This window comes from Kitasatospora sp. NRRL B-11411, assembly GCF_000721345.1.
Taxonomy (GTDB): Bacteria; Actinomycetota; Actinomycetes; order Streptomycetales; family Streptomycetaceae; genus Kitasatospora; species Kitasatospora cineracea.
Window position 1 is genome coordinate 1 of the sequence record NZ_JOGH01000091.1, and the last position, 21,219, is coordinate 21,219.

Here is a 21,219-nt window from a genome sequence, read left to right on the forward strand (position 1 = left end):
ACCCAATCCCGACCCACCGAACCCCCACCCACCCAATCCCGACCCACCGAACCCCGGACGGGACGGACCGGCCGTCAGGCCGGTGGCGGTGCCGGGGCGAGGAGGGTGTGCAGGGGGCGGTTGTGGCGGCGCAGCCAGGCGCGGTAGGCGGGGTTGACGCTGGCCAGGTCGAGGTAGGCGTGGCGGAGGTCGCCCCAGAGGCCGTCGAGGGCCGGGCCGCCGACGGTGTCGGGGCGCCAGGTGAGCAGCAGGCGGACGGCGAGCGGGTCGCCGTGGACGGGGCGCAGGACGGTGCCGGGGCCGGGCGGGGAGGTGGGTTGGCAGGGGCGGACGGCCTCGCCGGAGGCGACGAGTTCGGCGGCGGTGGCGTTGTCCCGGACCTGGACGACGCGCGGGTCGAGTCCGGCCCCGGCGAAGACCCGGCGCAGGGCGGCGTACTCGTGGTCGGCGGTCGGGTCGACCATCCAGGTGTCGTGGGCGAGGTCGGCGAGGCTGACGACCGGCCGGCCGGCGGCGGGGTGGGTCTCGGCGAGGGCGACGAACTGGGGTTCGCGGGCGACCAGCACCCGGCGCTCGGTGCCGGCCGGCACCTGCAGCGGGAAGCCCTCGCTCTCGTGGACGAAGGCGATGTCGAGCTGTTCGGCGGCGACCAGGTGGAGCAGGGCGATCGCCGAGATGTCGATGTGGATGGTGGTGTCGGTCTCCGGGAGCCGGTCGTGGATGCGGCGCAGCCAGGCGGCGACGGCGCGGCTGCCGACGCTGCCGATCCGCAGTCGGCGGCGGCCGGGTCCGGCGGCTTCGGCGCGGGCGGCGGCGACCAGGGCGTCCATCTCGGTGATCACGGGCCGGGCGCGGGAGAGCACCCAGTGGCCGAGGGCGGTGGGGCGGCTGCCGGTGCGTTCGCGGGTGAACAGCCGTCCGCCGATGGTGCGTTCGATGCGGTGCAGTTGGGTGGTCAGCGACGGCTGGGTCATGCCGAGTCGACGGGCGGCCTTCCGGACGCTGCCGGTGTCGGCGACCGCGCACAGCACCCGCAGGTGTCGGACGTCGAGGTCCATCACGGGAGCATAGCCAGGCGTCCAGCTTCTGCCAAGAGCATGTCAAGCAAGTCCCACGTCCGGTCAAATGCCGTGCCGCGCACGGGTATTGGCCCGAGCTATCGCCGGTTGCCATCTCCGCGCCCCGGCCGCCCTGCCCCAAGCTCGGTGCAACAACTCGTCACCGCGTCCCGGACGGCCTCCCCACGGCCCCGGGACCCGCGAAATGGAGTCCCCCATGAACCGCTCCATGACCCTGCTCGCCGCCGCCCTCGGCATGGTCCTCGCGGCCGGCACCGCCGCCGTGCCCGCCGCCGCGGCCACCACCACCCAGGGCTACACCCCGTCCGCGAGCTCCGCCGTCAACTCCTCCCGGGACGCCGACAACAAGGCGTTCTACGAGGCCGTGATGAAGTCGGCCCGCTCCAAGCAGGCCGCCAACCCCTACCTGCTGGCCGTCACCGTCACCTACGACGCCAGCCAGGCCCCGACCTTCCGCACCGTCATCTCGCAGAGCGCGCAGATCTGGAACTCCTCGGTCTCCAACGTCCAGCTCCGCTCCGGCACCAACGCCGACTTCCGCTACTACGAGGGCAACGACTCCCGCGGCTCCTACGCCTCCACCGACGGCCACGGCAGCGGCTACGTCTTCCTCGACTACGCGCAGAACCGGCAGTACAGCTCGCTGCGCGTCACCGCGCACGAGACCGGCCACGTGCTCGGCCTGCCCGACCACTACTCCGGCCCGTGCAGCGAGCTGATGTCCGGCGGCGGCCCCGGCACCTCCTGCACCAACCCCTACCCGAACACCACCGAGCGCAGCCGGGTCAACAGCCTCTGGCTGTACGGCCTCGCCGCCGCCCACTGACCCCAGCCCCACTGTCCCACCGCCCGCCGAGCACCCGGCCCCGCTCCCCGAGCGGGGCCGGACCGCTGCCGGCAGCCGGCAGCCGGCCGACGGGGGTTCGGCGCGCGGACTCCGGGTGGGCGGTGGAGGCGAACAGGTTCAGGCCGAGGGCGCCGGACAGGTAGTGGGTGACGCGCCGGCCGCGGACGCAGACCGCCGGCGAGCACTGCCGGGTGCAGAGGTCGGTGGTGGCGACCGGGTCGCGGGCCGGCGCGCCGTAGCCGTCCAGCAGGGCCGTAGCCGTCCAGCAGGCGGGCGATCGACTCGTTGCGCTGGTTGGTGGCCGTCTCGGAGGCGTACACCCGCTCGTCCAGGGCCAGTCCGAGACCAGGTGGATCCCGCCCGATTCCGACATGCCTAGGAAGAACCGGCCGTGGCACTGCTCGGGGAACTCACCAGTGCCTGCCGCGAGATGACCGAACTCGCCCGTCCGACCGGAGAGTTCGCCCGACTTCCGGCACCGGCCGAGGGCAATGACGCCAAGCTCACCAACATGTGGCAGATGCACGGCCGGGCCGGATTCCCCTCTCCGCCACCGCATCCTCCTCCAGTGATCGCCACGGAGCGCTACCGCCGTATACGGGCCAGAGCCGTTCAATGGACAGACCCCGGGGGACCGGCCGTCCCGGTCCGGGGCCCGGTGGCGTGCGTGCTCAGTCGTCGTAGCTGCTGGTGCCCTCGTCCAGCAGCGGTCCGTCCGCGGCGGGTTGCGGGTGCTTGAGGTGGGCGGGGGCCAGGGCGCGCAGGCCGTGGTAGCCGAGCAGGACGATCAGCGTGCCCAGGGCGATGCCGCCGAGTTCGAAGGTGTCGGTGAACTTGAGCGTCACGTTGCCGATGCCGACGATCACGCCCGCGGCGACCGGCACCAGGTGCAGCGGGTTGGTCAGGTCCACCTTGTTGTGGATCCAGATCTGCGCGCCGAGCAGGCCGATCATGCCGTACAGGACGACGGTGATGCCGCCCAGCACGCCGCCCGGGATCGCCGCGATCACCGCGCCGAACTTCGGGCACAGGCCGAACAGGATCGCGAAGCCGGCCGCGCACCAGTACGCGGCCGTCGAGTACACCCGGGTCGCGGCCATCACGCCGATGTTCTCCGCGTACGTGGTGGTGGCCGGGCCGCCCACCGCGGTGGAGAGCACCGTCGCCGCGCCGTCCGCCACGATCGCCGCGCCCATCCGGTCGTCCAGCGGGTCGCCCGTCATCTCGGAGACGGCCTTCACGTGCCCGGCGTTCTCCGCGATCAGCGCCACCACCACCGGCAGCGCCACCAGGATCGCCGAGGCCGAGAAGCTCGGCGCGTGCAGGGACGGCAGGCCGATCCAGTCCGCCTTGCCGACGCCCGACAGGTCCAGGCGCCAGTGGTCGGTGGCCGCCCCGCCGCCCGCCGGGGAGTGGATCCTGCCGAAGAGCCGGTCGAACAGCCACGAGACGCCGTACCCGAACACCAGCCCCAGGAAGATGGCGATCCGCGACCAGAACCCGCGCAGCACCACCAGGGCGAGGGCCGTGAACGCCATCACCAGCAGCGCCGTCCACTGGTCCTGCGGCCAGTACGTCCCCGCCGCCACCGGCGCCAGGTTGAAGCCGATCAGCATCACCACCGCGCCCGTCACCACCGGCGGCAGCACCGCGTGGATCACCCGCGCCCCGAACCCCTGCACCACCGCCCCGCAGGCCGCCAGCACCGCACCCACCACCAGCAGCGCACCCGTCAGCGTCGCCGCGTCCCCGCCCTGCGCCTTGATCACCGCGGCCACGCCGACGAACGACAGGCTGGAGCCCAGGTAGGACGGGATCCGGCCCTGCGTCACCAGCAGGAAGAACACCGTCGCCACGCCCGACACCATCACCGCGAGGTTCGGGTCCAGGCCCATCAGGACGGGCGCCACGAAGGTGGCCCCGAACATCGCCACCACGTGCTGCGCCCCGAGCCCGACCGTCCGCCCCCAGGACAGCCGTTCGTCCGGCCGCACCACCGCCCCGGGCCGCGGCGCCCGCCCGTCGCCGTGCAGCTTCCACCCGAACCCGACCTTCATGCCGTTCCCTGTTCTACTCGACCGGACCGCCCCGGAACCGGGCTCCGGGACCGCGCGCTGACTGCACCATGATCCCCTGGCTGCGGAACGGACCCGTCGACCCCTCGGCGGGCGGCGGGGCGGCGGGCCTGCGCGCGGAAAGGGCTTGCCCTTGAGTCGACTCCAACTCCTAGGGTGGCCGCAGGCGCGCCAGTGATCAGAGCGACGGAAGGGAACCGACCATGCGTTACCGGACTCTCGGCGGCACCGGCATCGAGGTGAGCACGCACTGCCTGGGCACGATGATGCTCGGCTCGGTGGGCAACCCGGACCACCAGGAGGGGGCCCGGGTCGTGCACGCCGCACTGGACGCCGGGATCAACTTCGTCGACACCGCCGACATGTACTCGGCGGGCGAGTCCGAGGAGATCGTCGGCAAGGCGCTCCAGGGGCGGCGCGACGACGTGGTGCTGGCGACCAAGGTGCACTTCCCGATGGGCCAGGGGCCCAACCGGGGCGGCAACTCGCGGCGTTGGATCCTGCGGGCGGTGGAGGACAGCCTGCGGCGGCTGCGCACCGACTGGATCGACCTCTACCAGGTGCACCGGGCCGACCACCGCACGGACGTCGAGGAGACCCTGTCGGTGCTCGGCGACCTGGTCCGGCAGGGCAAGATCCGGGCGTTCGGCTGCTCGACCTTCCCGGCCGCGGAGATCGTCGAGGCGCACTGGGTGTCCGAGCGGCGCGCACTGCCCCGGTTCCGGACCGAGCAGCCGCCGTACTCGCTGCTGGCGCGCGGCGTGGAGAACACGGTGCTGCCGGTCGCCCGCCGCCACGGCATGGGGGTGCTGACCTGGTCCCCGCTCGCCTCCGGCTTCCTGACCGGCCGCTACCGCAAGGGCGGGACGATCGACCTGGGCAGCGGGCGGGCCGCGCTGACCCCGCACCGCTTCGACCCGGCGCTCCCCGAGAACGCCCGCAAGCTGGAGGTGGTCGAGCAGCTCGTCGCCCTGGCCGACGACCTCGGCTGCACGCTGCCCGAACTCGCCGTCGCCTTCCCGCTCGCCCACCCGGCCGTCACCTCGGTGATCCTCGGCCCCCGGACGGTCGAGCAGCTCGCCGGCCTGCTGAAGGGCGCCGCGCTGACCCTGGACGACGAGGCCCTGGACCGGATCGACGCGATCGTCCCGCCCGGCACCGACCTCTACCGCGCGGACGGCGCCTGGCAGCCCCCCGCGCTCACCCCGGCCGCGCTGCGCCGCCCCGTCGCCGACCGCGCCGCCGCCGACAACTGACGGACGGCGGTTGGCAGTCGGCGGTTGGCGGTTGGCGGTCGGCCGAAGGCGGACGGCGGTCGGCGGTCGGCGGTCGGCGGTCGGCCGAAGGCGGTCGGCTCAGCCCCCGGCCGGGGGCTGGGCCGGCAGGCGGCCCTGCAGGGTGCGGGACCACTCGGCGATGCAGTCCGCGAGCTGGCGGTCCGTCAGCTGCGCCGGGTCGCCGCCGCAGCCGGCCGCCGGGGCGGCGGGCGACGCGGGCGCGGTGGGGGCGGGCGTCCCGGACGGCTGCGGCTGGGGCTGCGGTTGGGGCTGCGGCTGGCCGCCGGGCGGGGTGATCTGGCCCTTGAGCGAGACCAGGTTGGGGGTGACGGTGGCGTCGCCCGAGAGGTCGATGTAGTCCTGGGTCTGCCCGTTGAAGTCGACGAAGCCGCGCCACATGTCCCGCCCGAACGGGATGATCTCCTGGAGCGCGCCGCCCTGGCCGACGCTGATGGTGATCGAGGTCTGCTGGGCCATGTACGAGACCATCCGGCTGGCCAGCACGTCCAGGTTGACCGACGGGGCGTCGTCGGCCCGGACGTACACGTGCAGGTCGTTGAGGCCGCCGCCGACCCGGTCGGCCTGCAGGACGGCGAAGGCGACCACCAGTTGGGAGGAGCTGTCCCGGGGCACCAGCGGCGTCACGTAGTACAGGTGGCCGTCGGCCTTCGAACGGAGCAGGAACTCGCCGGGGTTGGTGGCGTTGGCGGCCGAGGAGGTGTGGTCGTAGCCGAAGCCGCGGTCGTCCTTGACGCCGCGCCCGCCGAGCCACTGCACCTCGTGGATCTGCGAGCGGACCACCGAGGCCGGGTAGACCGCGCCGGGCAGGTCGCCGGGGTCGACGGTGGCGCGGTAGGCGAGGTCGGGGCGGCCGTCGGCGGAGCCCTTGATGACCAGCACCCCGGCGGGGGCGGTCACGGTGCGCTGCTTCCAGCCCTGCTCCCGGGCCACCGAGATGACGATCACGGGCCGCGCGGTGCGGACGTCGGGGCCGTCGCAGTAGCCCCAGATGTCCTGGCCGCTGTAGACCAGGTCGGGGAAGCGCTCGGCGAGCAGGTTGCGCAGGCTGACCGCGCCTGTCCCGCCGAAGGCCCGGCCGAAGGCGTGGTCGCCGTGGAAGGCGCAGGAGGCCACCGAGTTGGTGGTGCCGTCCCAGACCGCGACGCCCTCCATCGGCTGCTCGCCGGAGCCGTCCAGCACCGCCGTCCACACCCCGCCGCCCACCTGGCCGCCGCCCGCCTGACCGCCGCCCGCCTGACCACCGGTACCGGTGCCGGGCAGGTAGTGCAGGCTGTGGTCGAGCAGGTGGATGCCGGAGGTCAGGCCCGCGCTGTCGGTGAGCGCCTTGTTCGCGGCGGCGTAGGAGGCGGTGCGGGCCTCGAAGTCGAAGTCCGGCATCGGGGCGGTCTTGACGCAGGCCGGGACGTCCGAGGTGCCGACCAGGTCGCAGCGGGTGCCGTCGCCGGGGCGGCTGTGCTCGGTGACGGGCAGCACCGAGCGCGGGGTGGCCGCGCCGCCCGCCGGGACGTCGAGCACGGTGGAGCGGGCGTAGAACCGGCCCGCGTCCTTGTCGTTGTCCCACAGCCCGGTGCCGGCCCGCACCAGCGAGCCGATCACCGCCAGCACCACCACGGCCATCGCCAGCCGCGGCCACCACTCGGTGAAGTCGGACCCGGCCTCGTCGGTGGCGAACCAGACCGCCACCGCGGTGCCGACCAGGCCGACCGCCAGCCAGAACCAGAACAGCGGCGCCGCGTCCCACGGCCCGCCGTGCGGGAAGAACTGGCGCTCGATCAGCAGGAGGTAGCTCTGGTCCTGCTGCCCGAAGCCGCCGAACAGGAAGTGCTTGACCGCCCAGACCAGCGCCGCCAGCAGCGGCATCCACAGCCACCAGGCGACCAGCCCCGGCATGGTGCTGCGCACCGCCTGCCGCACCCGCGCGTTCGCCATCCCGCTCCCCCGTTCCCGTACCCGTACCCGCCGCCCCGCACGGCGGTCCCCTGCTGCGTCCTTCCCGCCGGGCCCGTCCGGCAAGCTTCCGGACGGGCGGGCCCGACGGTCGGGTGCGTCGACCGCATCGACCGCATCGAGCAGAGCATGACATGACGGTCCATCAACCGGCCCGGCGGGCCCCGGCACTCGGAGCGGTCGGAGCGGTCGGAGTGGTCGGAGCGGCCCGGGGGCTCAGGCGGCCCCGGCGGCCCCGGCGGCCTCCCGCAGGGTGCGGGAGAGGGTGCCGCGCAGCCGGGCGAACTCGGGGGTGCCGCGCAGGGCGGCGGGGTCGGTGGCGGCGTCGCGGGGCAGGTCGACGGGCAGGTCGGCGACCACCCGGCCGGGGTCGGCGGCCATCACCAGGACCCGGGAGCCGAGCAGCACCGCCTCGTCCACCGAGTGCGTGACGAACAGCACGGCGGTACCGGTGCGGGCGGTGAGGGTGCGCAGTTCCTCCTGGAGGCGCTCGCGGGTGAGCGCGTCCAGCGCGGCGAACGGCTCGTCGAGCAGCAGCAGCCGGGGCCGTCCGGCCAGTGCCCGGGCGATGGCGATGCGCTGCTGCTGGCCGCCGGACAGTTCCCAGGTGCGCCGCCCGGCGTAGCCGGACAGGCCGACCAGGTCGAGCAACTCGGCGGTGCGGGCGGCCCGTTCGGCGCGGGGCAGGCCGTGTCGGGCGAGCGCGAAGGCCAGGTTGCCGCCGACGGTGCGCCACGGGAACAGCCGGGGCTGCTGGAACACCAGCCCGGTGCCGTGCCCGGGCCGGGGCGGGGCGCCGTGCACCAGCGCCCGTCCCCCGGCGGCCGGTTCGAACCCGGCGACCACCCGCAGCAGGGTGGTCTTGCCGCAGCCGGACGGGCCGACCAGGACAGTGAACTCGCCCTCCCCGATGGTCAGCGAGACGTCCGAGACGGCCGTCACCGCCTGCCCGGCGCGCCGCCCGCCCGCCCCGTAGCGGACCGTGACCCCGGCCAACTCGACGGCGGCGGGCGGCGCTTCGACGGCCTCAGCCGGTGACACGGGCCAGCTCCTCGACGGCCAGCGACTTGGCGAACACCGAGGCGTCGGGCACCGCGTCGATCTTCTGCTGGCCCTTCAGGAACACCGCGGCGTCGTGCAGGTTGTCGGCGAGCCTGCCGGGCGCGCCGGGCTTGCCGAGGTAGTCGGGCCCGGCCTGCTCGGCGGCGGTGAGCAGGACGAGCTGCTTGAGCTGGGCGAGCGCGTCGGCGGGGCTGAGGTTGAGCTCCTTGGCGATCGAGGCGGCGGCCTGCTGCGGGTCGCTCTTGGCGATCTTGACGGCCTGGTCCTCGGCCTTCAGCCAGGCGGTGACGACCTCGGGGTGGGCCTGGGCGAAGGCGTTGGTGACCACGCCGAGGTCGGCGGTACGCTTGCCCTGCTCGGCGAGCTGCCGGCTGGTCACCAGCACCTTGCCGTCCTTCTCCAGTTCGGTGAGGGTGGGCGTCCAGGTGTAGGCGGCGTCGATGTCGCCGCGCTTCCATGCGGCCAGCGCGTCCTGCGGCTGCAGGTCGATGACGTTGACCTTCGCCGGGTCGACCCCGGCGGCCTGGAGGGCGGAGAGCAGCGAGTAGTGCGAGGTGGAGCCGAACGGGGTGGCGACCTTCTTCCCGACCAGCTGCTCGACCGAGCTGATGCCGCCGCGGGCGACCAGCGCCTCGTTCTCGCCGATCAGGTCGTGCACCCAGAGCACCTTGTACGGGATGTTCAGCGGCGCGGACAGGCCCTTGGTGACGGGGCTGGAGCCGGCCAGCCCGAGGTCGACCGAGCCCGCCAACACGGCGGTGTTGACGTCGCCGCCGGAGTCGAACTTCACCCACTTGACGTCGGCGTCGGGCAGCGCCTGCTCCAGCAGCCGCTTGTCCTTCACCACCAGGTCGGCGTTGGGTATCTCCTGGTAGGCGATCCGGACGGTGGTTCTGCCCCCGCCGCCGGAGCCGCCTGACCCGGAACTGGAGCAGGCGGTGGCGGCGGCGGTCAGCAGGACGGCGGCGGCAGCGGTGGCGACGGCGCGCCGGACGGTGCGACGGTTCACGGTGAACTCCTGTTGTCTCTCGGTGGATTGACGGTGCGTCAGGAACGTCCGCGCCAGGGCACGGCGATCCGTTCGACGGCCTTGAGCAGGCCGTCCAGGACGATGCCGGACAGGCCGATGGTGATGATCCCGGCGAGCACGACGGCGGTCTGGTTGTAGCGCTGGGCGTCGCGGATCATGCCGCCGATGCCGGGCACGCCGTTGATGGTCTCGGCGGCCACCACCGAGGTGTAGGCGACGCCGACGGCGATCCGCACGCCGGTGAGGATCTCCGGCAGCGCGGCGGGCAGCACCACCCCGCCGAGCAGCGACCAGCGGCCCGCGCCGAGCGCCCGGGCGGCCTCCAGCAGGTCGCCGGGCACGTTCCGGACGGCGGCCGCGGTGGCGGCGGCGACCGGCGGCAGCGCGGCGATCAGCAGCAGCCAGACCTTGGGCGACTCGTCGATGCCGAACCAGATCACCAGCAGGCTCAGGTAGGCCAGCGGCGGCAGGGTGCGCAGGAAGGTGACGGCGGGCTCCAGCACCACGGCGACCGGGCGCAGGGTGCCGATCGCCAGGCCGAGCGCGGTGCCGAACAGGATCGCCCAGCCGGTGCCCTGGGCGATCCGGCGCAGGCTCGCGGCGAGATGCTCGCCGAGCAGGTGGCCGCTGTAGCCGCGGACGCCGTCGTGCACCGTGGAGGCCAGCACGAACTGGTGCCACACCTCGCCCGGCGAGGGCACCAGCGCCCGCGGCCAGAGCTGGAGTTGCACGACGACCTGCCATCCGGCCAGCAGCGCGGCGAGCGCCAGCAGGCGCAGCGCCGTCCAGCGCAGCGCCGTCCAGCGCAGCGCCTCGGCGAGGCGCCTGCGCGACGCGCTGCCGGGCCCGACCGCCGTGGCCGCTTCCACCGCTTTCACCGCTGTCACCGCACTCATGCCGCACCCGGCCCGGCGGCGGGCTCCGCGTCCTGCGCTGCCTCCCGCACGGCGTCCTGCCCGACGCCCTGCCCGACGCCCTGCCCGACGCCCTGCGCGGCGTCCTGCCGGGCGACGAGCGCGCGGACCCGGGGGACGACCTCCTCGCCGACCCGGTACGCCTCCTCCAGGTGCGGGTAGCCGGAGAGGATGAACTCCTCGACGCCCAGGGCCCGGTACTCGGCGAGCCGGGCGGCGACCTCGTCGTGCGAGCCGACCAGCGCGGTGCCGGCGCCCTCCCGGACCAGGCCGATGCCGGCCCACAGGTTGGGGGCGACCAGCAGGTCGCGGGCGGTGGCGGTGCCGCCGCCGTGCAGGGCGGTCATCCGGGCCTGGCCGGTGGAGTCCATCGCGGCGAACCGGGCCTGGCTGGCGCGGACGGCCGCCGGGTCGAGGCCGGACAGGATCCGGTCGGCCTCGGCCCACGCCTGCTCGGCGGTGTCCCGGCTGATCACGTGCAGCCGCAGCCCGTAGCGCAGCGTGCGGCCCTGTTCGGCGGCGATCGCGCGCAGCCGGGTGATCCGTTCGCCGATCGCGGACGGCGGTTCGCCCCACAGGAGTTGGACGTCGGCGCGGCGGGCGGCGACCTGTTCGGCGGCGGGCGAGGCGCCGCCGAAGTACAGCGGGACGGGGTGTTCGACGGCGGGGTCGACGAGTCGGGCGCCGTCCAGGTGCAGGTGCTCGCCCTGCCGGTCGACGCGCTTGCCGTCCAGCAGGTCGCGCAGCGCGGCCATCACCTCGTCGGTGCGGGCGTAGCGCTCGTCGTGGGCCAGGTGGTCGCCGTAGGCGCGCTGTTCGGCCGGGTCGCCGCCCGTGACCACGTTCAGCCGGAGCCGTCCGCCCGCGAACCGGCGGAAGGAGTCGGCCTGTTGGGCGAGCAGGGTGGGGCTGGCGAAGCCGGCCCGGAAGGCCACCAGGAAGCCGATCCGGCTGGTGTGCTGGGTGAGCGCGGCGGCCAGGATCCACGGGTCGACGCAGCCGAGGCCGACCGGTGCGAGGAGCGCGGTGAACCCGGCCTGTTCGGCGGCCCGGGCGACCTGGGCGAGGTAGCCGACGTCGGCGGGGCGGCGGGTGGCGGCGCCGGTGCGGCCCTGCACGGCGGTGACGCCGCCGGGGTCGCGGCCGTCGCCGCCGGTGGGCAGGAACCAGTGGAACACGGGGGTGCGGGCAGGCACGGGGGTCCTCTTCTCCGGGGGTGGCCGGGGCAGCGGGGGGTGCGGCCGCTCCGCCCGGCGGCCCGTACCGGTCCGGCGCGCGGACGGGGTACGGGCGGTGCGGGGACGGGCGCGGCGGCGGGGACGTACCGGCGGTACCGCAGGCGGACGTACGGGCGTGCGGACGCGGGAGTACGGGGGCCTACGGGCGGGACCGGGGGTCGTGGGCGCTCAGGCGCGGCGACAGGCAGCGGAACACACCCGGAGAAGGTCGATGTGACCCCGGGTGGTGAGGAAGACGCGCTGCGACATGCGCCGGAAGCTACCACGTCCGGGCCGGTCGGGGTCAGGGACGGTCCGCATCGTGGTCACGGCGTCCACCTGGTGTCCGGTTGGCCGCCGCGAGCACCGTCACGCGCATTTCGGCGCAGGTCCGGTGACGTTCTGTCAGTTCTTCGGTGAACTGCGCTCACCGGAGGCGGACATTTCGCTCAACCACTTGACCGCGTCCTGTACGTCGCTATCGTCTCCCTCAGTATCCGGTCTAGACCTATGGCCGTCTCCCGACCTGTCGCACCGGTCGTACGGAGGAGTACCGCTCGTGTCCGCCCCACCGCGCCACGGCGGGGTCCGCCGTGCCCCGACGGCCTCGGGCAGACCTGAACCCCCACATCAGGAAGGCACCCCACATGCAGACCAAGAGAAAGGTGACCGCCGCCGTCGGCGCGCTGGTCGCCCCCCTCCTCGGGATGACCCTCTCGGCGGGCACCGCCGACGCCCACGGCTGGATCACCAACCCGCCCAGCCGCCAGGACCAGTGCGCCAACAACGTGGTCAGCTGCGGCCAGATCAAGTACGAGCCGCAGAGCGTCGAGGGCCCGAAGGGCCTGACCAGCTGCTCCGGCGGCCACCCCGAGTACGCCGAGCTGGACAACGACAACCTGGGCTGGAAGGTCACCAACGTGTCCTCCACCCAGACCTTCACCTGGCACTTCACCGCCCGCCACTCCACCGCGAACTGGCAGTACTACATCGGCAACCAGCTGATCGCCACGTTCCCGGGCAACAACGCCCAGCCGCCGGCCGACCTCAGCCAGACCGTCAACTTCGGCAGCTTCACCGGCCGCCAGAAGGTCCTCGCGGTGTGGAACGTCTCGGACACCGCGAACGCGTTCTACTCCTGCATCGACGTCAACATCGGCGGCACCGGCGGGACGACCGGCGGCACCACGGGCGGGACGACGGGCGGCACCACCGGTGGGACCACCGGCGGGACCACGGGTGGCACCACCGGCGGGACGACCGGTGGCACCACGGGCGGCACCACCGGCGGCGGGTCCGGCACCTGCACCGCTACCGCCTGGAGCGCCAGTGCGACCTACAACGGCGGCGAGACCGTCTCCTACGGCGGCCACAACTGGCGTGCCAAGTGGTGGACCCAGGGCGAGCAGCCCGGCTCCACCGGCCAGTGGGGCGTCTGGGACGACCTCGGCGCCTGCTGACACCGGCCACCGGCCGCCAGGCACCCCGCGACACCGCTGACCGACCCGACGGGCCCCCTGTGGGGGAGGGCCCCCGGCCCGGCCACCGGCACCCGCACCAGGCCCCCGACCCGCACCCCGGGCCGGGGGCCCTCGCACGCCCGGACCCACCACACACCCCGTGCGGTAGCGCGTCCGCGAACGCCCGGGCCGAGACGTCCAGCACCGGGGCGAACAGCACCTCCCGGCGGTGCGCCAGCCGGAGTGCGCGGCCCGGGAGGGCGGTCGCGCCGGCGCTCGCGGCCGGGGTCCGGGGCAGCACCGCGAGGCCGTGGCCCGCGGCGGCCGGGGCGAGCAGGGCGGCCGCGTCGAGGCCCGCGCAGTCGGCGACGGCCGGGAACGCGCCACCTCCGGTCGCGGTCCGCAGGTCGGCCGGCAGGGCGGCGACGGCGGGTGCGTCGAGCCGGCCCGCGTCCGCGAGTCGACCGAGGTCGACACCGGTCCGCCGGCGCAGCGGGTGTCCGGCCGGGCAGAGCACCGCACAGGGCTCCTCCCCCGGCCCGGCCTGCCGGCCCGGCCCGGGGTCGCCGAGGGCCGGCGGCCCGCCGGGCGCGGTGCAGCCGTCGGTGACGGCGGCCCGCACCGCCCGGGAGCGGGGGGTGCCGTTCCTGGGGACGTGCCGCGGTGACCGCGGCAACGTCAGTGGCAACGGCGGCGACGACACCGCCGGCGGTCCGTGCGGCCGGTCCTTCCCGGGGGCGGGCCGGGTGAACCAGGACCAAAGCCACCCGATCCGGGTCTCCGGACCGTGGTCGCGACACCCCGGGCCGGAGCAGGATCGGTTGTATGTTCCAAGCATCTCCCAGGGGGTCGGGCGACGACCAGCGCCCCACCGCCCCTGACACCGGGGCCCTGCTCGCCGGGGCCCGCCTGCTGGTCGGAGACCGGGACGCCGCCGCCGCGACGGCCACCGCCGAGGCCCTGCGCCGGTACGGCGCCGCCCGGGTGCGCACCGCCGCCTCGCCGCACGAGTTCCGCGCCGCCGAGCACGCCGACCTGGGCTGGGACCTCGCGGTGTGCGACAGCGCCTTCGCGGGCGACGGGCTGACCGAGTTCCTCGAGGAGTGGCACGCGCAGCACCCGGCCGCCCCCGTGATCGTCACCGAGGACCGGCCGGACGCCGCCCGCGCCGTCGCCGCGCTGCGCGGCCGGGCCGCCGACCTGGTGCCCCGGCACGACCCGGACGCGCTGGCCGCCTCCGCCGCGCACGCGCTCGCCCGCCCGCCGCACGCGGTCCGGCCGCCCGCCGCCGAGCGGGTCGGCATGCTGGTGGTCGGCGCCCACCCGGACGACGTGGAGATCGCCGCGGGCGGGACGATCCACCGCCGGGCCGGCGACGGCTGGGACATCACCGTGCTGACCCTCTCCCCCGGCGCCAACGGCGGCGACCCGGCCCGGCGCCGCCGCGAGGCGCACCGGGCGGCCGAGTCGATGGGCGCCCGGCTGGTGATGGAGGACCTGCCGGACGGGTCGATCAGCGACGACAGCGCGACCGTCCGGGTGATCGAGCGGACCGTCGCCGAGGCCGCCCCGGACGTCGTGCTGGTGCACTCCGACAGCGACACCCACCAGGACCACCGGGCGGTGCACCGGGCCACCCGGGTGGCCTGCCGCCAGGTGCCCCGGGTGTTCTGCTACCAGTCGCCGTCCGCGACCGTCGCCTACCGGCCCAACCGCTTCGTCGCGCTGCGCGAGGAGGACGTGGACGCCAAGCTGTCCGCGATCCGCGCGCACGGCTCCCAGGCGTCCAGCCGCTGGTACCTGGAGGAGGACCTGCTGCGCTCCACGGCCCGCTACTGGGGCCGCTTCTCCCGTTCCCGCTACGCCGAGCCGCTGGAGGTGCTCCGCGATGCCGCTCCCTTCCGCACCCACTGACCCCGCCGTCCCCGCTCCCGCCCCCGACCTGGCCGCCGCGCTGGGCCGCCCGCCGCGCGTCCTGGTGACGGGCGCGGGCGGCCCGTCCGGCACCGGTTTCCTGCGCGCCCTGGCGGGCGCGGCCGAGCGGTACGCGGCCGACATCGACCCGAACGGCGCGGGCCTGTACCTGGTGCCGCGCGCCTACCGGATGCTGCTGCCGCCCGGCGCCCACCCGGGCTTCGCGGACGCGGTGCTGCGGCTGTGCCGGCGGCACGCGATCGACGTGCTGGTGCCCACCGTGGACGCCGAACTGCCGGCCCTGGCAGGCGCGTTGCCGCAGTTCGAGGCCGCCGGCGTCCGGGTGCTGGTACCGCCCGCCGAGGCGGTCGCCGACTGCCTGGACAAGTGGCGCCTGGCCCGGGCCTGCGCGGGCGCGGTCCGGCTGCCCGAGACCCGCACGCTCGGCCCGGACGGCGGCGCGGACCTCCCCGGCGGCTTCCCGGCGATCGCCAAGCCCCGCACCGGCTCCGGCTCCCGGGGCGTGCGGACGGTCACCGGCCCGGCCGCGCTCGCCGGACTGCCCCGCGACCACTCCTACCTGCTGCAGGAACTGCTGCCGGGCACCGAGTACTCGGTGGACGTGCTGACCGACGCCACCGGCCGGACGGTCGCCGCCGTACCGCGTTCCCGGGACAGGACCGACTCGGGCATCGTGGTGGCCGGCCGGGTGCTGGACGCCCCGGAACTGTCCGACGCGGCCGAACGGGCCGTCCGGGCGCTCGGGCTGCGCGGCGTGCTCAACGTCCAGCTGCGCGAGGACCGGGACGGCCGGCCCGCCCTGCTGGAGGTCAACCCCCGCCCCCCGGGCGGCCTCTCGCTGAGCCTGGCCGCGGGCGTCGACCTGGCCCGCTGGGCGGTGGCCGGACTGCTGGGCGCCGAACTGCCGGAGCGGCTCGCGCACCACGAGGTCGCCGTGGTCCGGCACTGGCAGGACGTGGTGCTGCACCCGGACGAACTGGGCGACCTCGCCGACACCACCGAGGCCGCACCGGCCGGAGCCCCGCCCTTCGAAGCCGCGCCCTTCGAAGCCGCACCGCTCGAAGCCGCGCCGCTCGAAGCCGTGTCGCTCGAAGCCGTGTCGACATGACGACAGGTCAACTCCCCGCCCTCACTGCCGACCTGCACACCCACACCGACTTCTCCGACGGCCGCGACCCGCTGGAGGCGGTCCTGGCCGCCGCCGGGGCCGCCGGGCTGCGCACCGTGGTGGTCGCCGACCACGTCCGGGCCGACTCCGTCCACCTGCCCGCCTACACGGCCGCCGTCCGGGCGGCCCGGGCGGCGGCGCCGCTGCGGGTGGTGTGCGGGGTGGAGGCGAAGATCCTGGACACCGCGGGCCGGATCGACCTGCCCGACGACCTGACCGGCGTCGAGCACGTCGCGCTCGCCGACCACCGCTTTCCGCTGCCGGACGGCCCCGCCCACCCCGAGCAGGTCCGCGAGCGGCTGGCCACCGGCGCGCTCACCCCGGCCCGGGCCCGTCGGCTGCTGCTGACCGCCACCACCCGGGCCGTCACCCGACTGCCCGCCGGACGCACCGCGCACCTGGCGCACCTGTTCAGCGTGCTGCCCAAGTGCGGCCTGGCCGAGGCCGACCTCGAGGCGGCCGAACTCGCCCCGCTGGCCCGCGCCTGCCGGGCCCGCGGCGTCGCCGTCGAACTCAACGAGAAGTGGCGCTGCCCGTCCCCGCGCACCGCCGCCGCCCTGGCCGCCGCCGGGGTCCGGCTGGCCGCGGGCAGCGACGCCCACCGGGCCGCGGACGTCGGCGACTTCGACTGGGTGGGCCGGGCCCTGCCCACGGCCCTCGCGGAGGCCCGGCGATGAGCGCCCTCCTGTACGTGCCGGCCGTCGCCGTGGTCTTCCTCGGCGCGCTGCCGCTGCTGGTCGCCGTGCTGCAGTTCCTGCTGATCGGCCTCCAGCGCTTCCGCCGCCTGTACGAGGTGCGCGGCGAGCCGTACCTGCCCCGCACCGCCGTGCTGATCCCGGCCTGGAACGAGGCCGCGGTGCTGCCCGGCTCCGTCGAGGGCCTGCTCGCCCTGGAGTACCCGCCCGACCGGCTGCGGGTCCACGTGGTCGACGACGCCTCCACCGACGAAACCCCGGCCGTGCTGGCCGAGTTGATGCGGCGCCACCCCGGCCAGGTGGTGCACCTGCGCCGCGAGCACGGCGGGCAGGGCAAGGCGCACACCCTCAACCACGGGCTGGCCCGGGTGCTCGCCGACGACTGGGCCGAAGCCGTCCTGATCATGGACGCGGACGTGGTGTTCGACCGGGACGCGCTCTGGCGGATGACCCGGCACCTGGCCGATCCGCAGGTCGGCGCCGTCACCGCGTACATCAAGGAGGGCAGCGGCAAACGGGGCAACTACCTGACCAGGTACATCGGTTACGAGTACATCACCGCGCAGGCCGCCGCCCGCCGGGCGCAGAACGTGCTCGGCGCGGTCGCCTGCCTGGCCGGCGGGGCGCAGCTGCACAGCCGGGCCAACCTGGAGGACCTCGGCGGGCGGATCGACACCGACACCCTCGCCGAGGACACCGTCACCACCTTCGAGACCCAACTCGCTGGCCGCCGCGTGGTCTTCGACGGGTACGCGACCGTGCTGGCCGAGGAGCCCGGCGACCTGGCGGGCCTGTGGAAGCAGCGGCTGCGCTGGGCCCGCGGCAACCTCCAAGTCACCCGCCGCTACCGGCACGTGTGGTTCCGCGGCCGCGCCGCGCAGGGCGAACACCGGCTCGGGTCCTGGCTGTTCGGGCTGATCTGGTTCACCCTGCTGCTCACCCCGGTGCTGCTGACGCTCTGCTCGGGCGCGCTGCTGCTGCTCTTCCTCACCGCCCCGGCCGGCCCGGCCTGGACGCTGTTCCACTGGCTGTGGGTCACCAACCTGGTCTGCTACCTGCTGATCACCCTGATGTCCGCGCTGGTCGACCCCGGCACCTTCCGCCGCTGCTGGCGCGAGGCACTGATCTACCCCGGCCTGATCGCCACCGCGATCCTGGTGGTCACCGCCCTGCCCGGGGTGTTCCTGCCGCTGCTGGCGAGCGCCGGAACGCTCACCGTCCACCTGATCATGCTGGTGGTGTACGCCTGGCTGGCGCTGTGCATGCCGGTCGCCTGGCTGGCCAAGGAGCTCACCGGCACCCGGCTGCGGTGGCTCGCCCCGCCCCTGCTGCACCTGGCGGGCTACGGCTCGCTGCTCGCCGCCTGCTCGGTCGCCGCCGCGTTCCACGAACTGCGGCACGCCGAACTCGCCTGGGACAAGACCGAGAAGACCGGAAAGGTGGCGGTCGGACGATGACCCCCGAGGCAGCGCCCCGGCAAGAACCCGCCGCCGAGGCCGCGGCCAGGACGGAGCCCCGGTCGGCAGCGGAGGCCCGGGCGGCGGAGCCCCGGGCGACCGCGGAGACCCGGGCGGCGGAGCGGGTGCGGCAGCGGGCCGCCGGACTCACCGCCCGGGACCGGCGCGCCGACCGGCGGCTGCTGTGGGGCGAGCTGGCCGCGCTGCTGCTGATCGCCGCCGCCCTGCTCGCCCTGGCGTCCGCGGGTGGCCTGCCCCGGCCGTTCTGACCCGCCACCCGGCCGCCACCGCACCCGACCCCTGACGTCCCGTCAGGCCAGCCGGCCGCGTCAGCTCCGTCAGCCGCGCAGCCGGGCCAGCAGCGCGCTCCACCAGCCGCGCCGCTGCTGGGGCACCACCGGCGGCGCGGGCGGCAGCGGCGGCGTCGTCGGCACGGGCGCGGGCCCGGCTGCGGGCGTCCGCAGCGGGGTCGCGGCGACCGGTCGCGGGCCGGGCACCAGCGGGGTCGACGGCGCGGCCGGGGTCGACGGCGCGACCGAGGAGGGGACCGGGCCGGCCGGCGGCTGCGGCTGGAGGGCGGCCCGCGGGGTGAAGCGGGCCGGCAGCTCGGTCAGGTGGCGGGACATCCAGCCGCCCCGCCAGACCAACCGGTCCTCCTCGACCGAGAGTTGGAGGTCGGGCAGCCGGGTGAGCAGGATGTCGATGCCGGACTCGGCGATCGCCCGGCCGATCTCCTGGCCGGGGCACTCGTGCGGGCCGCTGCCGAACGCCAGGTGCGAGCGGTTACCGAACAGCGGGGTGTCCAGGTCGGGCCGGACCGCCGGGTCGGCGTTGCCCGCCGCGACGCCGAGCAGCAGCATGTCGCCGGCCTTGATGGCCTGCCCGCCGAGCTCGGTGTCGCCGGTCGCCCAGCGGCCTGGCACCAGCATGAACGGCGGGGAGTCCCACAGCACCTGGTCGAGGGCGTCCGGCAGGGTCATCTGCCCGCCCGACAGGTGGGCGCGGAAGCGGCTGTCGGTGAGCACCATCTTCAGCGTCTCGGAGATCAGGTTGATGGTGGTCTCGTTGGCGGCCAGCAGCACCGAGCGCAGGTGTTCCAGCACCTCGTCCTGGCTGAGCCCGGACGGGTGCTCGATCAGCCAGGTGATCAGGTCCTGGCCGGGCTCGCTGCGCTTGCGCTCCACGGTGCGGCGCAGCGACTCGACCACGTACTCGTTGCTGGCGACGGCCGTCCCGGTGCCCTTGACCAGGTCGCGGGCGGCCTCGACCAGCCGCGGGCCGTACTCCTCGGGCATGCCGAGGAGTTGGGTCATCACCAGCATCGGCAGGTGCTCGGCGAACTGGGAGACCAGGTCGACCCGGCCGCTGTCGCCGAACTCGGCGATCAGCTGGTCGGAGAACCGGGTGACGTAGCGCCGCATGCCGCGCCGGTCGAAGCGGTTCAGGCCGTCGGTGACGGCGGTGCGCAGCCGGCGGTGCTCCTCGCCGTCGACGAAGGAGCAGGTCGGCTGCCAGGCGATCACCGGCAGCACCGGGGAGTCGGGGGCGACCCGGCCCTCCTGGAACTCGGTCCAGCGCCGGGAGTCGCGGGAGAACCGGGACGGGGTGCGCATCGCAGTCAGGTTCGCCGAGTAGCCGAGCACCAGCCAGGCCGGCAGGTCGCCGTGCAGCAGGATCGGCGCGACCTCGCCGTGCTCGGCGCGCAGCTTCTCGTAGAAGCCGGCCGGGTCGGCCTCGGCCTCGGGGCCGAACAGCCGCAGCAGTCCGTCGCCCTGCGGCCCCCCGCCGGCGCGGTGGGCGGGACAGCCGGGCGGCGGGACGGGCGCGCCCTGGTGCGCGTGCTCTTGGTACGTCACGGGGTAACTCCGGGGGGATCGAGAAGGGGGGTGCGGCCCGCGGACGGCGGGGGCCGGCCGGACGATCGGCCTGGCAGGGCCGGCCGACCTGGGAGGGCCGGCCGGGGAGGGTCAGCCGACCGGCTGGGCGGTGGCCGCGGCGGGCCGGGCGGCGAGGTCGTACAGGTAGCGCATCAGGGCCATCAGCACGTCCCGGCTGGACTCCCGGGAGCGGGCGTCGCACTGGACGATCGGCACGTGGTGCGGCAGGTCGAGCGCGGCGCGCAGTTCCTCGACGGGGTAGCCGGGCGACTCGGGGAAGGCGTTGAGCGCCACCACGAACGGCACCCCGCGGTCCTCCAGCCGGCCCAGCACGTCGAAGGAGACCTCCAGCCGCCGGGTGTCGACCAGCACGACCGCGCCCAGCGCGCCCTCGAACAGGCCGTTCCACAGGAACCAGAAGCGCTCCTGGCCGGGCGTGCCGAAGACGTACAGCACCAGTTCGTCGCTGATGGTGATCCGGCCGAAGTCCATCGCCACCGTGGTGGAGCTCTTGCGCTCCACCCCGGCCAGGTCGTCGATGCCGACGCCGGCCTCGGTCATGGTCTCCTCGGTGGTCAGCGGGCGGATCTCGCTGACCGCGCCAACCAGGGTGGTCTTGCCGACCCCGAAGCCGCCGACGATGACGACCTTGACGGCGGTGGCCACGGTGGCCGGGAGCAGCTCGGCCTCGCGCGGCCCGCGCGGCTCAGAGCCGTTGAAGTCCATGGATCACTGCCTCCAGCAGGGAAAGGTCGGGAAGGGCGGCCGGGGGGATCGGGGCGCGGACCTCGATCCGGCGTTCGGCGAGCAGGTCCGCCAGCAGGACGGTGACCAGGCTGTTCGGCAGCCGCAGGTAGGCGGAGATCTCGGCGACCGACAGCGGGGAGGAGCAGATCCGCAGGATCGCGGCGTGCTCGGGCTGCATGGTGGGTTCGGGGCGGGCGCGGGCGACGACCAGCGTGACCAGGTCGAACCCGGCGGTGGCGGACTTGCGGTCGCGCCCCCCGCTGATCACGTAGAGCCGCTCCGGGTTGGCGTCCGCCCAGTCCTGGTTGCTCATCCCCGCACCTCGGTGTGGCCGGCGGCCGGTCGGCGCGCCGGCGGTGTTCCGGTCGTTGCTGCCGCACTGCCGGCCCCGGGGCCGGGCCCCGATCCGGT

General features: G+C 75.1%; 18 protein-coding genes. 8 read left to right on the forward strand and 10 right to left on the reverse strand.

Annotated elements, in window-relative coordinates:
• Positions 1-74: 74 nt before the first annotated feature.
• Positions 75-1,058 carry a LysR family transcriptional regulator gene (locus tag IH44_RS0129380; protein ID WP_030462788.1) on the reverse strand — a complete coding sequence of 328 codons (984 nt, stop codon included), beginning with the start codon at positions 1,056-1,058 and terminating at the stop codon, positions 75-77.
• A 217-nt stretch (positions 1,059-1,275) separates the two neighbouring features.
• On the opposite strand from IH44_RS0129380, the gene snpA reads away from it, so the two are divergent.
• The gene (snpA, locus tag IH44_RS0129385; protein WP_030462789.1) at positions 1,276-1,905 is read left to right on the forward strand and encodes a snapalysin; all 630 of its coding nucleotides are present in this window, start codon (positions 1,276-1,278) and stop codon (positions 1,903-1,905) included.
• 692 nt (positions 1,906-2,597) lie between these two features.
• On the opposite strand, the gene IH44_RS0129390 is transcribed toward snpA, so the two are convergent.
• The gene (locus IH44_RS0129390; protein ID WP_030462790.1) at positions 2,598-3,983 is read right to left on the reverse strand and encodes a uracil-xanthine permease family protein; all 1,386 of its coding nucleotides are present in this window, start codon (positions 3,981-3,983) and stop codon (positions 2,598-2,600) included.
• Between the two features lie 221 nt (positions 3,984-4,204).
• On the opposite strand from IH44_RS0129390, the gene IH44_RS0129395 reads away from it, so the two are divergent.
• Positions 4,205-5,257, forward strand: coding sequence for an aldo/keto reductase (locus IH44_RS0129395; protein WP_030462791.1), 1,053 nt, complete (start codon positions 4,205-4,207; stop codon positions 5,255-5,257).
• Positions 5,258-5,356: 99 nt separating this feature from the next.
• On the opposite strand, the gene IH44_RS45700 is transcribed toward IH44_RS0129395, so the two are convergent.
• The 5 genes from IH44_RS45700 to IH44_RS0129420 all read right to left on the reverse strand — a co-directional run bounded on the left by IH44_RS45700 (position 5,357) and on the right by IH44_RS0129420 (position 11,448).
• Positions 5,357-7,228 carry a hypothetical protein gene (locus tag IH44_RS45700; protein ID WP_030462792.1) on the reverse strand — a complete coding sequence of 624 codons (1,872 nt, stop codon included), beginning with the start codon at positions 7,226-7,228 and terminating at the stop codon, positions 5,357-5,359.
• Between the two features lie 234 nt (positions 7,229-7,462).
• On the reverse strand, positions 7,463-8,287 hold the full coding sequence (locus IH44_RS0129405) for an ABC transporter ATP-binding protein (protein ID WP_030462793.1): 825 nt from the start codon (positions 8,285-8,287) through the stop codon (positions 7,463-7,465).
• The gene (locus IH44_RS0129410) at positions 8,274-9,317 is read right to left on the reverse strand and encodes an ABC transporter substrate-binding protein (protein WP_030462794.1); all 1,044 of its coding nucleotides are present in this window, start codon (positions 9,315-9,317) and stop codon (positions 8,274-8,276) included. Before IH44_RS0129410 ends, IH44_RS0129405 begins: the two co-directional genes overlap by 14 nt.
• Positions 9,318-9,355: 38 nt before the next feature.
• Positions 9,356-10,234, reverse strand: coding sequence for an ABC transporter permease (locus tag IH44_RS0129415; protein WP_030462795.1), 879 nt, complete (start codon positions 10,232-10,234; stop codon positions 9,356-9,358).
• Entirely contained in the window at positions 10,231-11,448 is a 1,218-nt protein-coding gene (locus IH44_RS0129420; protein ID WP_081967203.1) for an LLM class flavin-dependent oxidoreductase, read from the reverse strand. Before IH44_RS0129420 ends, IH44_RS0129415 begins: the two co-directional genes overlap by 4 nt.
• Before the next feature lie 668 nt (positions 11,449-12,116).
• Here IH44_RS0129420 and IH44_RS0129425 point away from each other — a divergent pair.
• The 6 genes from IH44_RS0129425 to IH44_RS0129455 all read left to right on the forward strand — a co-directional run bounded on the left by IH44_RS0129425 (position 12,117) and on the right by IH44_RS0129455 (position 18,453).
• Positions 12,117-12,929, forward strand: coding sequence for a lytic polysaccharide monooxygenase (locus IH44_RS0129425; RefSeq protein WP_030462797.1), 813 nt, complete (start codon positions 12,117-12,119; stop codon positions 12,927-12,929).
• A gap of 825 nt (positions 12,930-13,754) precedes the next feature.
• A complete protein-coding gene (locus IH44_RS0129435; protein ID WP_051817489.1) occupies positions 13,755-14,843 on the forward strand; it encodes a PIG-L family deacetylase in 1,089 nt (362 codons plus the stop codon).
• Positions 14,818-15,972, forward strand: a complete 1,155-nt coding sequence (locus IH44_RS0129440) for an ATP-grasp domain-containing protein (protein ID WP_063759704.1) — start codon at positions 14,818-14,820, stop codon at positions 15,970-15,972. Before IH44_RS0129435 ends, IH44_RS0129440 begins: the two co-directional genes overlap by 26 nt.
• Entirely contained in the window at positions 15,969-16,709 is a 741-nt protein-coding gene (locus IH44_RS0129445) for a PHP domain-containing protein (RefSeq protein ID WP_035956752.1), read from the forward strand. Before IH44_RS0129440 ends, IH44_RS0129445 begins: the two co-directional genes overlap by 4 nt.
• On the forward strand, positions 16,706-18,184 hold the full coding sequence (locus IH44_RS0129450; RefSeq protein WP_030462802.1) for a glycosyltransferase family 2 protein: 1,479 nt from the start codon (positions 16,706-16,708) through the stop codon (positions 18,182-18,184). The genes IH44_RS0129445 and IH44_RS0129450 overlap by 4 nt, the downstream gene beginning before the upstream one ends.
• Positions 18,181-18,453, forward strand: coding sequence for a hypothetical protein (locus IH44_RS0129455; protein WP_030462803.1), 273 nt, complete (start codon positions 18,181-18,183; stop codon positions 18,451-18,453). Before IH44_RS0129450 ends, IH44_RS0129455 begins: the two co-directional genes overlap by 4 nt.
• A gap of 69 nt (positions 18,454-18,522) precedes the next feature.
• Here the strand turns inward: IH44_RS0129455 and IH44_RS0129460 are convergent, their stop codons facing one another.
• The 3 genes from IH44_RS0129460 to IH44_RS0129470 form a co-directional block, all read right to left on the reverse strand.
• Positions 18,523-20,040 (reverse strand): cytochrome P450, encoded by a 1,518-nt coding sequence (locus tag IH44_RS0129460; RefSeq protein WP_030462804.1) that lies wholly within the window; start codon positions 20,038-20,040, stop codon positions 18,523-18,525.
• 111 nt (positions 20,041-20,151) lie between these two features.
• Positions 20,152-20,787, reverse strand: a complete 636-nt coding sequence (locus tag IH44_RS0129465) for an ATP/GTP-binding protein (RefSeq protein ID WP_030462805.1) — start codon at positions 20,785-20,787, stop codon at positions 20,152-20,154.
• Positions 20,768-21,121: a DUF742 domain-containing protein gene (locus IH44_RS0129470; protein WP_030462806.1), complete on the reverse strand. Its 354-nt coding sequence runs from the start codon at positions 21,119-21,121 to the stop codon at positions 20,768-20,770. The genes IH44_RS0129465 and IH44_RS0129470 overlap by 20 nt, the downstream gene beginning before the upstream one ends.
• Positions 21,122-21,219: the final 98 nt, after the last annotated feature.

Coding starts and splice junctions, on each gene's coding strand:
- IH44_RS0129425 (WP_030462797.1), top strand. CDS start 12,117: ATGCAGACCAAGAGAAAGGTGACCGCCGCCGTCGGCGCGCTGGTCGCC.
- IH44_RS0129435 (WP_051817489.1), top strand. CDS start 13,755: ATGTTCCAAGCATCTCCCAGGGGGTCGGGCGACGACCAGCGCCCCACC.
- IH44_RS0129450 (WP_030462802.1), top strand. CDS start 16,706: ATGAGCGCCCTCCTGTACGTGCCGGCCGTCGCCGTGGTCTTCCTCGGC.
- IH44_RS0129380 (WP_030462788.1), bottom strand. CDS start 1,058: ATGGACCTCGACGTCCGACACCTGCGGGTGCTGTGCGCGGTCGCCGAC.
- IH44_RS0129470 (WP_030462806.1), bottom strand. CDS start 21,121: ATGAGCAACCAGGACTGGGCGGACGCCAACCCGGAGCGGCTCTACGTG.
- IH44_RS0129445 (WP_035956752.1), top strand. CDS start 15,969: ATGACGACAGGTCAACTCCCCGCCCTCACTGCCGACCTGCACACCCAC.
- IH44_RS0129390 (WP_030462790.1), bottom strand. CDS start 3,983: ATGAAGGTCGGGTTCGGGTGGAAGCTGCACGGCGACGGGCGGGCGCCG.
- snpA (WP_030462789.1), top strand. CDS start 1,276: ATGAACCGCTCCATGACCCTGCTCGCCGCCGCCCTCGGCATGGTCCTC.
- IH44_RS45700 (WP_030462792.1), bottom strand. CDS start 7,228: ATGGCGAACGCGCGGGTGCGGCAGGCGGTGCGCAGCACCATGCCGGGG.
- IH44_RS0129465 (WP_030462805.1), bottom strand. CDS start 20,787: ATGGACTTCAACGGCTCTGAGCCGCGCGGGCCGCGCGAGGCCGAGCTG.
- IH44_RS0129415 (WP_030462795.1), bottom strand. CDS start 10,234: ATGAGTGCGGTGACAGCGGTGAAAGCGGTGGAAGCGGCCACGGCGGTC.
- IH44_RS0129455 (WP_030462803.1), top strand. CDS start 18,181: ATGACCCCCGAGGCAGCGCCCCGGCAAGAACCCGCCGCCGAGGCCGCG.
- IH44_RS0129395 (WP_030462791.1), top strand. CDS start 4,205: ATGCGTTACCGGACTCTCGGCGGCACCGGCATCGAGGTGAGCACGCAC.
- IH44_RS0129440 (WP_063759704.1), top strand. CDS start 14,818: ATGCCGCTCCCTTCCGCACCCACTGACCCCGCCGTCCCCGCTCCCGCC.